Source organism: Leptospira bouyouniensis, from assembly GCF_004769525.1.
Lineage (GTDB): Bacteria > Spirochaetota > Leptospiria > Leptospirales > Leptospiraceae > Leptospira_A > Leptospira_A bouyouniensis.
The window spans coordinates 18,150-32,304 of record NZ_RQFT01000011.1 but is presented as its reverse complement, the minus strand read 5'-3'; the positions used below and the strand labels follow the sequence as shown (position 1 = coordinate 32,304).

General features: G+C 34.1%; 18 protein-coding genes and 1 tRNA gene. 10 read left to right on the top strand and 9 right to left on the bottom strand.

All coding sequences use genetic code 11. The features are described 5' to 3' along the window. Window positions 1–17: 17 nt before the first annotated feature. On the bottom strand, window positions 18–440 hold the full coding sequence (locus tag EHQ43_RS11805; RefSeq protein WP_135771314.1) for a DUF1398 family protein: 423 nt from the start codon (window positions 438–440) through the stop codon (window positions 18–20). Window positions 441–450: 10 nt separating this feature from the next. Further along, window positions 451–921: a MarR family winged helix-turn-helix transcriptional regulator gene (locus tag EHQ43_RS11800; protein ID WP_135741809.1), complete on the bottom strand. Its 471-nt coding sequence runs from the start codon at window positions 919–921 to the stop codon at window positions 451–453. A 214-nt stretch (window positions 922–1,135) separates the two neighbouring features. Here EHQ43_RS11800 and EHQ43_RS11795 point away from each other — a divergent pair, with 214 nt between their 5' ends. After that, the gene (locus EHQ43_RS11795; protein WP_135771313.1) at window positions 1,136–1,360 is read left to right on the top strand and encodes a hypothetical protein; all 225 of its coding nucleotides are present in this window, start codon (window positions 1,136–1,138) and stop codon (window positions 1,358–1,360) included. 153 nt (window positions 1,361–1,513) lie between these two features. Here EHQ43_RS11795 and EHQ43_RS11790 read toward each other — a convergent pair whose 3' ends face one another. Genes EHQ43_RS11790 through EHQ43_RS11780 form a run of 3 tightly spaced genes read right to left on the bottom strand, consistent with a single transcriptional unit; the run spans window position 1,514 to window position 3,406 of the window. Next, the gene (locus EHQ43_RS11790; RefSeq protein WP_135771312.1) at window positions 1,514–2,254 is read right to left on the bottom strand and encodes a UDP-galactose-lipid carrier transferase; all 741 of its coding nucleotides are present in this window, start codon (window positions 2,252–2,254) and stop codon (window positions 1,514–1,516) included. Beyond that, on the bottom strand, window positions 2,251–3,012 hold the full coding sequence (locus EHQ43_RS11785) for a polyphosphate kinase 2 family protein (RefSeq protein WP_135771311.1): 762 nt from the start codon (window positions 3,010–3,012) through the stop codon (window positions 2,251–2,253). The genes EHQ43_RS11790 and EHQ43_RS11785 overlap by 4 nt, the downstream gene beginning before the upstream one ends. Window positions 3,013–3,049: 37 nt before the next feature. Beyond that, window positions 3,050–3,406 carry an HIT family protein gene (locus tag EHQ43_RS11780; protein ID WP_135771534.1) on the bottom strand — a complete coding sequence of 119 codons (357 nt, stop codon included), beginning with the start codon at window positions 3,404–3,406 and terminating at the stop codon, window positions 3,050–3,052. 32 nt (window positions 3,407–3,438) lie between these two features. Here EHQ43_RS11780 and EHQ43_RS11775 point away from each other — a divergent pair, with 32 nt between their 5' ends. Both EHQ43_RS11775 and EHQ43_RS11770 read left to right on the top strand, forming a co-directional pair. Then, window positions 3,439–4,281 (top strand): hypothetical protein, encoded by an 843-nt coding sequence (locus EHQ43_RS11775; RefSeq protein WP_135771533.1) that lies wholly within the window; start codon window positions 3,439–3,441, stop codon window positions 4,279–4,281. 19 nt (window positions 4,282–4,300) lie between these two features. Beyond that, window positions 4,301–4,375, top strand: a tRNA-Arg gene (locus EHQ43_RS11770). 1 nt (window position 4,376) lies between these two features. Here the strand turns inward: EHQ43_RS11770 and EHQ43_RS11765 are convergent. After that, window positions 4,377–5,636, bottom strand: coding sequence for a transposase (locus tag EHQ43_RS11765; RefSeq protein WP_135771310.1), 1,260 nt, complete (start codon window positions 5,634–5,636; stop codon window positions 4,377–4,379). Window positions 5,637–6,393: 757 nt separating this feature from the next. Here EHQ43_RS11765 and EHQ43_RS11760 point away from each other — a divergent pair. From EHQ43_RS11760 to EHQ43_RS11750, 3 genes are all read left to right on the top strand, one after another. Next, window positions 6,394–7,278 carry a hypothetical protein gene (locus tag EHQ43_RS11760; RefSeq protein WP_135771309.1) on the top strand — a complete coding sequence of 295 codons (885 nt, stop codon included), beginning with the start codon at window positions 6,394–6,396 and terminating at the stop codon, window positions 7,276–7,278. Between the two features lie 550 nt (window positions 7,279–7,828). Beyond that, window positions 7,829–8,242: a hypothetical protein gene (locus EHQ43_RS11755; RefSeq protein WP_135771308.1), complete on the top strand. Its 414-nt coding sequence runs from the start codon at window positions 7,829–7,831 to the stop codon at window positions 8,240–8,242. 211 nt (window positions 8,243–8,453) lie between these two features. Continuing rightward, on the top strand, window positions 8,454–9,356 hold the full coding sequence (locus tag EHQ43_RS11750; protein ID WP_135771307.1) for a hypothetical protein: 903 nt from the start codon (window positions 8,454–8,456) through the stop codon (window positions 9,354–9,356). Window positions 9,357–9,367: 11 nt separating this feature from the next. Here the strand turns inward: EHQ43_RS11750 and EHQ43_RS11745 are convergent, their stop codons facing one another. Continuing rightward, the gene (locus EHQ43_RS11745) at window positions 9,368–9,949 is read right to left on the bottom strand and encodes an HD domain-containing protein (protein WP_135771306.1); all 582 of its coding nucleotides are present in this window, start codon (window positions 9,947–9,949) and stop codon (window positions 9,368–9,370) included. Window positions 9,950–10,590: 641 nt separating this feature from the next. On the opposite strand from EHQ43_RS11745, the gene EHQ43_RS11740 reads away from it, so the two are divergent. From EHQ43_RS11740 to EHQ43_RS11730, 3 genes are all read left to right on the top strand, one after another. After that, complete coding sequence (locus EHQ43_RS11740) at window positions 10,591–11,403, top strand: helix-turn-helix domain-containing protein (protein ID WP_135771305.1); 813 nt, start codon at window positions 10,591–10,593, stop codon at window positions 11,401–11,403. Window positions 11,404–11,472: 69 nt separating this feature from the next. After that, window positions 11,473–11,838 carry a VOC family protein gene (locus EHQ43_RS11735; RefSeq protein ID WP_135771304.1) on the top strand — a complete coding sequence of 122 codons (366 nt, stop codon included), beginning with the start codon at window positions 11,473–11,475 and terminating at the stop codon, window positions 11,836–11,838. A 14-nt stretch (window positions 11,839–11,852) separates the two neighbouring features. After that, entirely contained in the window at window positions 11,853–12,281 is a 429-nt protein-coding gene (locus EHQ43_RS11730) for an LIC_13387 family protein (RefSeq protein WP_135771303.1), read from the top strand. A gap of 128 nt (window positions 12,282–12,409) precedes the next feature. On the opposite strand, the gene EHQ43_RS11725 is transcribed toward EHQ43_RS11730, so the two are convergent. Continuing rightward, entirely contained in the window at window positions 12,410–12,910 is a 501-nt protein-coding gene (locus EHQ43_RS11725; RefSeq protein WP_208731045.1) for an exonuclease domain-containing protein, read from the bottom strand. 204 nt (window positions 12,911–13,114) lie between these two features. Between EHQ43_RS11725 and EHQ43_RS11720 the strand changes: the two genes are divergently transcribed. Continuing rightward, the gene (locus EHQ43_RS11720) at window positions 13,115–13,567 is read left to right on the top strand and encodes a hypothetical protein (RefSeq protein ID WP_135771301.1); all 453 of its coding nucleotides are present in this window, start codon (window positions 13,115–13,117) and stop codon (window positions 13,565–13,567) included. Between the two features lie 9 nt (window positions 13,568–13,576). Here EHQ43_RS11720 and EHQ43_RS19590 read toward each other — a convergent pair whose 3' ends face one another. Continuing rightward, a complete protein-coding gene (locus EHQ43_RS19590) occupies window positions 13,577–14,155 on the bottom strand; it encodes a hypothetical protein (protein WP_208731043.1) in 579 nt (192 codons plus the stop codon).

The following is a 14,155-nucleotide window of genomic DNA, read 5'->3' as shown; positions in this document are numbered from 1 at the left end:
ACAACTTTACTTTAAAATTATGGTGTCTCAACTGTCACAGCAGTGTATTCTTCTAAATAACTATCTCCATTGATACCATAGTATACTACCTTACGAGTCTCGAAATCAACATCGTAACCAATCACTCCTGCTTCCCAAGCTGCCTTTAGAAATTCGGGGAAACTACTTCGGCCTTCTTGGTCGGTGCGAAGAGCAGTAATGAGTGCATCTCGATCAAAGTTTCCAATCTCAAAAACACCAGTAACTAAAGGAGTTCCTTGTAGTACGACAGAACCTTCTTTCATTCGATACACAGCTTGGCAAGATGGCAGTGACCATCGGTTACTTTGCACTCCTGCACTGCGAAGTACCTCAGCAAGGATTGGAAAACCACCGACTTTCGGACGAATGGACATTCCAAATTTTTGTGCTTCCGTTAATTTTGTTGTTAGGTTTGTCATTGTTTTAACCTTATTCAATTGGATTTAAGTTTAATTTGTGTGCTTCGGCTAGTTTCACGAGAGTCTTTCGGAGTTGGTCTTTTTCTGATTGAGAAAGCAAAGAAAAAAATGAGGAATCGTTTTCATCAGCAATGAATGAAAGTTTTGGAACAAGTTTAATTCCTTCTTTTGTAAGTTTGATTTCTTGGAAACGTCTATCTTCACTTGCTTCTTCTCGACTCACTAGTCCTTTATTCAATAGTCTGTCGATCAGTTTGGAAACAGCACCTCGGCTTAGACCTGTGATTTCGGCCACGACACTAGGAGAGGTGTTGGTGTCATGAGAATACATCTCCCTTAGAATCACCCATTCTGCAACAGTCACGTCCAAACTTGCAAGTTTCCCTGCAAAAGAATGTGAAACTGCATTGGATACCACTCTTAAATGATATCCTAAATGGGATTTTAAGTGACTAGGCTCTAGATTTTGTTTTTTTGGCACATTTTAAGTATAGTTTCCTAGGAAACTATTGTCAAGGAAATTAATGATTAAGAACTTCCAAAATACTAAAAATAATCACCAAACTTATTTAAATTAGTAAGAAAATTGGAGAATTTATTTCTAGTATTATATTAAATACAATTACAAGGAAAAGTGAATGCGAAATTTTTAAATCATTTTTGATATAATTGTATGTGGATATCGAATGCGCTGTATGAGCAAATCTACTATCATTTTTTACTATATTGTTTTTGTAATATTTTTCTTTGCCAATTGTGTTAAAAAAAAGGAAGAAGATAAAACCACTGAAAGAAAGGAAGAATCGTTTCTAAACTGTTATTTAGTTCAAAAAAACAATGGTCCTGAAAAATCAGACGAAATTATTTTCCAAGAATGTATCTCCTGCTTTGTTCAAACTTGTAATATGCCACATCTCTAATAGGTACGATAAATTGTTAATTTCGAAACAATCCTTGAATCAACCAAGTGACTATCAAATTCAAAATCGAGAATTGATCATAAGTAATTTTTAATTCTGACTTCTTCTGAATTAAAATAGCAATGTCAGTAGAACTTACTCACAAGCTATTCTTCACCTCAATTCTTCTTCTAACCTTTTTTTTACAGCGTCTAAAACCATTACCCGTGCAAAGTATTTATCATTTGCAGGAACCAAATGCCAAGGTGCTTTGGGTGAATCTGTTTTTTGGAACATTTCATTGGCAGCATCCTCATACAAATGCCATTTGTCACGGTTACGCCAATCTTCTTCTGTGAGTTTCCAACGTTTGAGAGGATCATTTTTTCTCATTTCAAATCGAGCGAGTTGTTCATCCGAACTGATATGCAACCAAAATTTAATGATGATCGTACCAAAACTTTGGAGTTGTTCTTCGAATAAAAAGATTTCTTCATAGGCTCTTGACCATTCGACATCAGTAGCAAAACCCTCCACTCGTTCCACGAGCACTCTTCCATAATAAGAACGATCAAATATTCCTACATGGCCTTTTTTGGGGATTCGATTCCAAAAACGCCAAAGGTAATGGTGTTGGATTTCGTCTCCATTGGGGGCAGAGATATTATGCACTTCAAATAAACGTGGATCGATTTCAGATGTTAAGCGACGAATGGCACCACCCTTACCCGCCGCATCCCACCCTTCGAATACGATGAGTATGGGGCGATCTTTTGCTTTGGCTAAAAAAGTAAGATCTCTAATTTGGTTTTTGAGATCTTTCATACAAACTTGGTATTCTTCACTTTGTAATGACTGGTTTAGATCCAATTGTGTTACATTTAGTATTCTTGTTTTGAACAAAGTTTGTTTCATGGGATGAGTTCCATTCCGTGGTTGATCTTTTTTAAATTTGTTTTGGAATCATAATTTAATGTTTTTTCAAGACGATCTAAAATCGCTTCGAACACTAAAAGTTTTGTATCTTCTTTTTTGTCACTGGTGATCACTATCCATGGAGAATCGACTGTTCGAGAGGAACTCAAGATAGAATCATAAATTTCAAAATAACGTTTATAATGTTCGCCTTGGTCTTTGTCGTAAGCTGATAATTCCCAATCCTTTTTCTTTTTTTTGGATTCTTCCAATCGTTTTTTCTGCTCTTTTTTGGAAAGATGCAGAAAAAACTTATGAACAATGATTTTGTCTTTCGATAGAATTCTTTCCGTATTTAAGATGGATAATAATCTGTGATCATATTCGTTTAAATCAATTTTTTTCTGAGACCTAAGATACGCCAAACGACTGTAATACGTATTTAAGTAAAACAAAAATTCACCATAACGAGGTAATACTTTCCAAAAATTCCATAAAAATGGATACCCTCTATCTTCTGATTGGCCCACATAGGGAGAATAAACCTTGAATTTTCTTGGATCAAGGCGAATGGTGAGGGACTGTAAAATGGATCCTTTTCCTGAAGAAGAAAATCCTTCTAAAATAAATATATGTGCAATTTTCTGGTGTGCACTTTCCCGTTGAAGGAGGAAAAAACGCTCTTGTAAAGTCTCAATTCCTTCAATCGAAGAACGTGGGATTTGGTTCGATGGATGTCTGTCTAAAATCACAAGCAAAAATAGTAGGAAGATTTTTCAATCATCCAACCACTTTTTACATTGGTTTCGGAAATCCTGGTCCTGTTGCCATGGCGATGTGTTCGATACCGGGGGTTTGTCCTTCAAACCTTGGGATAAGATGGACATGCAAATGAGGCACTCGCTCTGCAATGGCAGTCATATATATTTTTTTGGGGTGTGAGGTTTCTATGATTTCTGTTCCCTTATGGAGTGCTCGACCATATGCCTCAAATTGTTCCAAAGTCAATTGGTTCCAAGATTCGATATGGCCTTTGATTTCGAGGTAATGATACCCTTCGAGGTTTTGGCTCGCCTTTCTTAAGATCCAAAATTCGTTTTCAAAAACTATCTCTGAAGGATTTTTGTGCGCTTGGCAGATAGGACATGTCATCATTCCTCCCAATTTTGCCGATACTCAAAGAGATGAGAATCTATTTTTTTCTGTTCCTCGTCTTTCTTTTGGTTCCAAAATCAAATACCTATGCAGACGCGATGAAGGATTCTCAAGATCCATTCACTGAATTTATACTTACTATTTCTGAGGTTGTATTTTCAGATCCATTCCAAAAAGAAGAAATTGAAATTCGAAAACGATTGCTTGAAACAAACCAAACAGAAATTCGAGAACTTCGCATTCGTTTAAAAAACTCACTTCGTTACCATTCCATTCAAAAAAATACATTGGCTGAAAAAATAAACGTCCGTTTGGCATGGGAAAGAGAATTAGAAACTTTGGGAAATCTCGGAGGATTGCTTTGGAAAGATGACCGAGGCACAATTTTCCAGTGGGGGGATTGGTCCGACTTTTACGAAGATGGTTTTAGCAAAACAAAAATTAGGTTAGAAGGTCAGATCCCTTCTTTTGTATATGATGGAGGAACCATTTATTTTTTCCTAAGAAACCCACCCGGATCATTCCCAATCCATTTTGATTTTCTAGGTTGGGAAACAACTTTCTATGCTTTTGGAGACGAAGGGTCACTCAGATACACAAATGATTTTGCTTTGGACCCATCAGAACGATTGGGCGAATTTCGAAAAAACTTTGATGCCATCCGCAAAAAAATCCCAGGTTCACAATTGTTCCAAACAAATGACCTAACCATCTTCTTAGTTCCAGGAAAACCCAAACCAATCTACTTTGTTTTTTTATTCTTACGATTGTCCCTTGTGTTTTGGACCATTTTACTCTTTTGGTACATCGTAAGGATGAGTTTTTCTTTTCCAAAAAATCATTTGCCCGAAGAAAGGGTCCCCTTATCCTGACAATACATCCCGTCTCCATGCCCTGGTAGTTCAACGGATAGAACATCGGTCTTCGGAACCGACAGTGGGGGTTCGATTCCCTCCTGGGGCACCAGTTAGCTCTTATTACCTACTCCCACAAAATTCACTTCACCCAAACTCAGTAAACTTCTCAATTCACTGGAGAACCTTACGTTCCCTAAGAAGCTTATCTCATCTAAGTATAACTGTGACCACTTAGGACTTACATATCCATAACTTCTGAAGGACTGCTTAAGTATATTATTGCGAGCTTCAGCACCATTAGAACTCACACCTTCCTTAGTTACCCACCTTTCACGACTTAGGTTATACCTTGGATCATTAGAACGTCTTGAATGATTGACCATTTTGTGGTTAGGTCTATCCCAGATAAATGTATATCCTTCATCAGTGTAGAGAGTTACGTTCTTAGGAATCTTTTCATCTAAGTCCTTCCCTAGATATTCTTGATTATTAAGTGGAATCGATTTGTAAAAACTCATTCCGTGATTAATCCCTACAGTGTGAACCAATACTCCCTTCTGTTCTCCTCCAAGTGAGTTACTCAAATAGATAGAAGCTGTTCCTGTTTTGTATCTTCTGGATCGATGCTTATTGGCTCGTAAGGAAGAAGAGTAAAGAACTACTGAGTCAGCTACAGCTATAGGTTTTTTATCTGATTCTACAGGGTTTTGAAGCTCTTCATAGAGTTTCTTCTTAAGGGATTCATTGAGCTGTGAGAAGATAACCTGTAATCGCTTCTTAAGGAAGTATGAAGTTTTGTAAGATAGATTTAGTTTCCTACTGATCTCCATTGATGTCATAATCTTAGGGTATTGATTCACCATATCCCAAATGATGAAGCTGATGTAGGCTAGATTCGATTTGTAGCCTTGGAATGGAGTGTTGGCAGTGAGAGAGACCATCTTATGGCATGAAGAACACCTAGCGATGGATTCCCTACCCTTCACCTTTAGATAAACTAGATTAGGTTTCTCGCATCCACAGGACTTTGGATAGAGAGCGTTAAGGATGGTTAAGGTTTTTAATTTGAAGAACTGATTAAGCTTAGGATCAGATAATATATTATGCGTTCTTTTTTTTATTTTGTCAGTATCTTCGCATGAAGAAGCGAGCCTTTCATTTATCTTTACACAGTTAGAACGCTCTCCTTGTCGATTATCGCTTTGTTCCTTAGTTGGGCTTGATTTTGGGTTTTTTAGTTTTGGGGAAGTGGATTTTGTGGGGGAAGTTGAGAAAAGTCTTGTCTTTTTGGAACGAGATCCACGCAATTCTGTAGGCTTTTCTGCTTTCTCAATTTTGAACTGTTTTTCGGCTAATCCAGAACGTGACATAGATATATATGTTATACGGTGAAAATCAATTCCGTCAAGATTTTTGAGTCAATTTGCTCTCGAATCTACTATTCATTTGATAAGATTTATTGGAAAAAATACTTAATGTCTTCTATGTACAATTCATTTGTTTAGTTCGAATTCTTCTAGTTAAAGTAACACAAATAAAAGTGCTTACAAATTAAGTTGAATACAATTCTTACGCTACTTCCTTTCTTACTCACTTTTCACTGCTAATCTACAGTAAAAAAGATATTTCTTCATATGGTCTAAGGAGATCCCAGCCAATCAAAACTATTACTTTGTATATCGAGAAAGTTATGACTACGCTCCATTACCAATGGGATTCGAAGCTAAGGCATCAAAACATGGATGGAGAAGAGTTAAAGTGAATCCATCAGTTCTTATTGATTTAGGACTTTAGACTTCTAAGGGAGAATCCCTTCCAGGAGATTATAATCATAGGCTTAAGGCTAAGAAAACTTAGCAAAACCAAACTGTCTAATATGGCGAAGTAGCTCTAGAAAATAGACAAGAGATCTAAATTGTTTCAATTCCATTCATTGTGACTTCTTTTTGGAGTATCTAACCAAGTAGCATTTTTAAGCTAGAGAAAAATACAGGAAAGCAGAAGCTGAATCCCATGAAGATCAATTGTCAGTATATTACAATAATTAACTAGACAGAATAAACATACTGTTAGGTTGTGGGAGCGAGGCTTAAATCCACTAGTTTTATATATTCAAAGGAGTTCTAAATGTCGGCAATTAAAGAGGCAAGCGATACTTTTATTAATATCATGAAAGATAAAATTGGTCACCCTTTCATGGGTTCTTTCATTTTTACATTCTTTTGTTTAAATTATGATATTCTAATTGATCTGATAGTAAATATCCAAGATCCATACGCAGTACTTTTTTTTAAAAGTTTTCTTTATGGTGAATGGTATTATAGATTATTTATTCCCTTTGTTATGATGTTTGCTTTTCCTCTATGGATACACAATAGACTTAATTACTGGTTTTCATATTTTAAGCAAAAAACAGATGGTGATATTAAAAATATGAAAGAAAAGGAGAAAAGTGAAATATATAAATATAAAGCAAATAAGTTTGAAAAGCTATACCTCGATTCAGTAGGAAAAAATGATAAATCTATTGAAAAATCGATAGCAATAAACTCTTTTTTATTAAACGAATTAAATAGGTATTTGCGAATTGAAAACTTGCGTATCATGGAAAGTGAAGAAAGATTGAATGAGTATGAGTTCGTCTCATATTTAGAAGACCGAAAGAAAATAATTCCATTTAATCGATTTCAAGTATTCATCGGTAGAATAGGTTTAAGAATTACTGATAACCTGTATTTGGTAGAGTGTATTCCTGAACATAAAGTCTATTCTTATTTTCATAATTCTGTTAACGGAAAGGAGGTTTATAATGGTCAAGCTCTATTATTGAAGAGAGATGGGAATATATCGATAGAAAAGGACAGTAAATTACAAAATGAAAACAACGTTCTTGGAAAACTAATTCAAGGTTCTGGTACTATTGATATTAAAGCCAATATAAAAAATCAAGCCATATTAGAAGATAAACAGTTGCTTAAAAACATTTTGCTCAATGTGACAGAAAATGATTAGAGTTTATAACTCTTATCAGGAATGATTCTAGGTTCTTGAATTTCAATCTTACAATAGGAAGTACATACTGTAGAGTAATGCCTTCCCATGCCATCATCTAAACTCTCGAACTTACATTCTTCTACATTGAATAGATACTTAATGGATTTCCAATTTACAGTTATTCGATCTTTTCCCATGGATATCCAAAATAACAATTAGTTGAAATAGAATAGCTCCAATGATTTTCCTGACCTTATTTTGCTTCCACAATCTGAAAAACGATCTTTTTGACTTTATAATCTTGGATTAATAACATATGGTAATTCCCAACTATATGAAAGTCACTTAACTTACTATTAGCCAAATCATCTAAACCTTACTTATAATTTACAAGCTTAGAATTTGTAAAAGCCGAGCTTAGGTATCCCATACTGATGTAAAATTTTGCTATAATTTTCTCTCATAATAAGTGTGCAGACTATTTTTAAGTTGACAAAAATCTCCACATCGTGATATTATCCCTGCCCCCGTTTCAAACAAAGAAACAAGCGAGGCTAGGAGACCACTAATGAAAAAAGAACTAACCGAATCACAGAAAGCTATCTATATCAAAATTAAGGAACTATTAAATAAATATCCGAAACCAGACTTCTCAAAACGAATGATATACACTGAGGAACCTGCATTCCTTGAACTATACAATCTAATGCAAGAGATCGGCGATGGAAACGACCTGATCCCTAAGACTAAACTTTTCGTAAAAAAACTTTTGGATGAATGGCTAAGACTCATTGAAAGCCTACAATCGGCGAATAAAGATCGGATTGCCGAAGAGTTAAATCAATCGAGTAACGATAACGGATTTGGTTTTAGCTCAATGTCAATCCTATATGAACTGGGTTGCACTTCTTTCAGAAATAAACTTCAAGAATACTCCGATTTCATTGAAAATAAATACGATTTAGGAAGGGAATCCGCTTAATAGTAAGGTAGGGAAGCTTCGATTTCTTTTCGGAAAAGTATTAAATAAAAGAGAGGGTAATTCTATCGATACATTAAATGACAAACTAAAACTAGAGAGCATTGAAAAAGATTACAAAAAAGAACTTCCACTTTGTTATACAAAAGAAGAATTCAGATCCAAACTTTACGAGATAAATCTTCAGCGTCGTTCAGGAGAATATACGCCAGAAATGGGATTATGGAACAATGGATTGGAATTTATTCAAATCAAACTATTTAAAATATATTTAAAAAAGTTTCCTTTATCCCACAGAGAAGAATTTACCCAGTATGTTTTCAATGTGCTAAAACCATTTTTTTCAAACAGGCTATTCCAATCTTATCTCTATCGCTATATCCTTAATAATGGAAAAGTCGGAATCAATAGCTTGAACATAGATGCCTTTGCATTCCTCAAACGAAATGTGAAAAAAAGGAATCCTCTAGACTACAGAGTGTTTTTATTCTATTTCAAGGATCTTTATCCACTCTCAGATCTTGTGATTTCAAATTTAGATTTATTCATACAAATCCTAAAAAAGAATCTTCCTAAATTCAAAACAAATTACCAAAAACCTCTCATTGAACATTATATCTTTGAGGTTAAGAACGAGGACTACTTTGCACCAAAACTCGAATCGTATGAGAATAGCAAATTCTTCTACTATCTATTCTTAAGAAAAAAACTTAAAAACTGCTTAAGGGAATCAGAAAACCAACTACGAGAAAAACTCGGATACAAACGAATTGGTGAAGGAAATGTCCAAGAGCACACCCTTTACAAAGAACTAATAAAAGTTATCGAACCAAAAAGAATTAAACGATGGTATCGACCTGAATGGCTCTGTGGACTCGAACTTGATTTCTATTTTGAGATAAATGGAATTAAATTTGCAATTGAGTATCAAGGAGCACAGCACGTGCGTCCGATCGATTACTTTGGTGGAAAACGAGCGTTTCGGAAACAGATTAAAAGGGATAAACTTAAGCTAAATCTTTGTATCTTAAATAATGTAAAACTTCTCTACTGCTACTATGATGATTGTCTTCATAATTTTATCAAAGGAAAGCTACAAGATCATTTGAAAAGTTAGCTTCCTGGAATCTATTTCTCAATAAATCCGATTATCTCTTCCATTTCCACTGTCAGCCTTTTTGGAGCATTTTTCATCTTATAAATCTTCAGAAGTTCTCTATAATACCAGATCGTTTCTTCCTTTGGAGCAGTGAAACGATTCCAAACAAAATCTCCGATTTCTGAGAGATCTGATTTTATACTCCTAAGATTGTGGAGTTTGTCCGCACAGGAGACAAGAATTACAGATTGATTCTTCGATTCCTTCAGATGATTTAGGTAGGCTGTCTTTCTCTCTTTCCAGGGAGGTTTTGGGACAATGTCCGTATCGGAGCATTCCATAACGATCTCGGCTACTTCGTTACCAAATTTTTGTTTAATTAGTTCAAGGGTTTCTTGTCCGCCTTGGTCTTCTACGGAATCATGCAAGAGACCTGCAATTACTTCAACTTCTGTTCCTCCGCATTCACCTATGATAGAAGCAACTGCTAGCAAGTGAGTTATGTAAGGAATTTCGGATCCTTTCCTTGTTTGTTCAGCATGCAGTTCCGAAGCAAACACAAGAGTTTCATTGAATTTTTTTCCTAGTTTCGACTTTGAATTAGCTTTCATATTTATATTTTATTACCTTTGTAAAAGTTATGGTTTCCATTTATAAATTTAGTTGTATATATACGATTGTTTATATCCGTATAAGAAACAGATAAAGTAATTCTATCCATGATAGGTTCCTGGTAACCTGAGCCTAAAATTCCCCTTCTCCCAACTGCTATTTCCGTTCGAACATTTTTTTAAATCGCATCCGATTTCAAAAATTTATCTAGATCATGTTTGCATACGACATTCATGGCTAGTGAGTGACCCATGTTTACCAGATATAGGGAATAGACAAGTTTTGCTTTAGAATTATCAGTCAATTTTTCCAATAATACAAGCACAGATCTTACTGTATTTCGATTTTGCCGATATGCCTCGAAAGCAGTTACCGCAAGGGCGAAAAAAATGTGGATGCAAGGGTCAATGTGATTATTTAGATAATCAATAATTAAAACTAACTCCTTAAATGGAATTTATATTATCCTTTTACCATTTTAAAAGTTCCGAGCAACTTCGAAATAAACCAATACAGATTATATTGAATTTCAATAAAAAAGGATCAAAATACCACTCAATAAGAAATAAAATAGTAGTCTGATTAATCAAATTTCGCTAAAATAATATAAAAAAAATATTATTACTTTAGGTTAATTAACTTGATCTTAAAATTCATAGAGCCAAATCCAAAGCTTAAAAAATACATAAATAAAATTTGGATTCATGAAAGTCCATTTAGCATAGGCGGCAAAGAAGGAAGTATTATACCACCGAATGGAAAGCTGAAAATCATGCTTCCTTATAGTGGTCATCTAATATCCACATCAGAAAATAAAACTGAGAAATGCGTGGAAAATCGAATTTATCTAATTGGTGTAAGAGATAAAGTTACTAAAATTGAAGGTTCAAAAAAAAATGGCTCAATCGGCTTTGAATTAAACCCATTGTATAGCTATAAATTTTTAGATCTAAATTTGTTTGTAATTTCCAATAACCTCTATAGTTTTAATGAAGTTTTTGGTGAAGGTGAAGGGAATCGAATAATAAGTAATTTATCGAACTACGGAGATCCAGTGGATAAAATAAAAATAATAGAAAATTTCTTATTAAGTAGAATCTCAATTAATAATCGTGAAAATAAAATCTTTGAATACTGTCTCGATTTGATTGAAAAACAAAATGGGATCATAAAAGTAAACGATTTGGAATCTGACACAGGATTCTCTAGACGATACATTAATAAACTATTTCATAATAATCTTGGTATCTCACCAAAGCAATTTGCAACCATTCAAAGATTTCAATTATACTATAAATCGATTCAATTTGGCGAGGAAAACAATTGGAATAGAAATCTAATTTATGAAAGTTATTTCGATGAGTCACACTTTATTAAAGAATTTCGGAAATTTACGGGATTCTCGCCTGATCGGTATTACCAAAAAATAAATGAGTTTAGCAAATATTTTTAAGTGTTCCCATTTTTACAATACATCCAAACGCAATTAATATACCATTAGAGATAAATTTGGAGGTAATTAATGGACAGATTAATTAATTGGATTGAAATCTCGGTTTCAGATTTTCAAAGAGCTATCAATTTTTATGAAACTATTTTGAATGTCAATTTGCAAAAAATGGAAATGGGTAATGCAAAATATGCACTTTTCCCGACAAAGGATAATCATAACTCAGGTGCACTGGTACAAAGCGAGAATCATACACCAGCATCTAAAGGCACAATACCTTATCTAGACGGTGGAATAGATTTAGATATTATACTACGAAAAGTAATAGATGCTGGAGGAGAAGTACTTATGCCTAAAACCTATTTTGGTGAGGAGGCTGGTTACACTGGTTTGTTCTTAGATTCAGAGGGAAACAGGATTGGATTACAAAATTTTTAAGGATTAATAATAATATGAAAAAAATTATTTTACTACGAATTTCAGCAGGTTTGTTACTATTTCATTTAATCGGACATTCATTTGGAAATGCTACTTGGGATGAAAGCGATGACCCATTAAAACAGAGCGTCATTCGAGGCATGATAGATCATAAATTCTACTTCATGGGAACAAACAGAAGTATGGGAGAATACTATTACGGTTATGGTTTGATCACTTCCATATTATTAATATATACTAGTTTAATTCTATTAATACTATCTTATCATCTAAATAAGAACAAAGAGATTTCGTTATTTCTAATTTGGCTATCAACAGCAATTACTATTTCATTAAGTGCAGTTGAATTCATTTACTTTTTTCCATTTGCTGGTATAACAACATTGCTAGCATCAATATGCATTTTTTACGCTGGTATTGATTCAAAAATTAGGAAGGAATAGATTACAGTAGTATTTAAATCTTGATTATCAAGATTTAATATTGAGAATAGAAGTTTTAATCTTTACCAACCAAACAATACTTGGATGGTAGAGATTTTATTGATTTCGTAACATTTTTCCCACATTCATTATACACTATCCTTTCGCTTCAAAAGATATCTCTTATAAAGTTCACCACATGCCCGTGCATCACTTAGAGCATTATGGTGGTCTAACATAATTTCATATTTTTCGCATAGACTGGAAAGCTTTTCTCCATAAAGTCTGTAAGTATCAGCCTTTTCGTATATTGGTTCTTCGATTTGGTAAAACTCTAATGTTTTTCGTAAGACAGGAAAATCGAATGAAAGTCCATTGTGAGCAACAACGATCTGATTCACTATATATGGTTCATTGAATTTCCAAACGATGTCAAACGTTGGACTATCTTTAGTATGATCAGCGGTCAATCCGTGGATATCCGAAAACGAATTCCAATAGTAGTTGGAAGGTGGTTGGACTAAAAAATCATGTTCTTCCTTAATTTGGAAATCTTCATAAATTACTATTCCCACCTGACAAATACTCCATCGGTATCCTTGGGCAGTTTCAAAATCAATGGCAGTAAACCTCTTCTCATTCTGATTCAAAATCATTCCCTCCGCTGAGTTTCTTTCATTTTTCTATTTCAACTTTCGAAGCATAAAAAGTTCACTTGTAAAATCTAGTTTTCCTCACCTCTCTTTTCGATTGCCTTTTCCATCCTGTCCCGCATTTGGATTATTTTTTTCAAAAAAATTCACTTACCTTTTTTAATTCTATACAGGCAAAAGAAATAAAATTAAGATTTCAAAATGGATCCTGCTCCTTCCTCTGATTTTCAGCAATATCTAAAACATTCTAGAGAGATCATAGAAGAATCAAACTGGATTCTTTTACGAGATGAGTTTAGTGAGGAAGATACCAATGATCTGGTATCCACATTTGGAGAACTTAAATTCATTTTTGATCTTTTATTCTCTATGATTGTCTTCGATGAAAATCAAACTACAGTTACAATCAATGGAAAAAAGATCATCAATCTAAATGGTTACGATTTAGGCTCTATCGTGCATGCTTCCCTCTTCGAAATACGAGATTCCATTCAATCAAGCATTCAGCTTTTGGATGATCTTCGTGTTCAATATTTTTTCCCGATGTTCAAATCAGAAATTGTCATTAAAATTCAGAAACAATTCCAAAACATTGATCTGTCCACCAAAGAGTTATACACCCAGTTTGAATCTTATGAAATGATTATGATTTGAAAGAAAATCTCACTCCTCTTCCCCGTCATTCTTATCATCTAGCTCTTGCTGTTTTTTCTCTTCCTCTTTCCTTTTGGCTTCTTCTCGTTCGTATTCCTCTTGTTTTTTCCTTTCAATTTCGTTTTGCTTTTTTCGTTCTTCCTCTTCTTTCTTTCGAGCAACTTCCTTTTCTTTGATCATTTTTTCGATATAGTCATTTGCAACTTTGGAATCGACATTTTCTGTTTTTGAAAGGGTCAGGATTGAACCTGCAATTACGTATCGCATTGGAAAATCAATCAGAACACCATTTCCAGTGGAGATGATTTCAATTGACATACTTTGATTCGAATTCACCAACCTAATGTTTCCAGATTTTGGTTTCCATTCCGATGGGAAATAGATCTTATAAGAAAACATTCCAAGAATTTTTTCAGTCATTTCTTCATCTTGTTTGGTTTTTCCTTTCTCAACTTTATTTTTGTCTGGCATAAAAACAAAGATTAGCTGACCATTTTTGTCTATAAATGGAGGTTGTAAAATTTCTTTTTTACTCTCTGCTAAACCTGATTTCAATTTTGCTAAAGGTATTGAATATAGGATATCCAT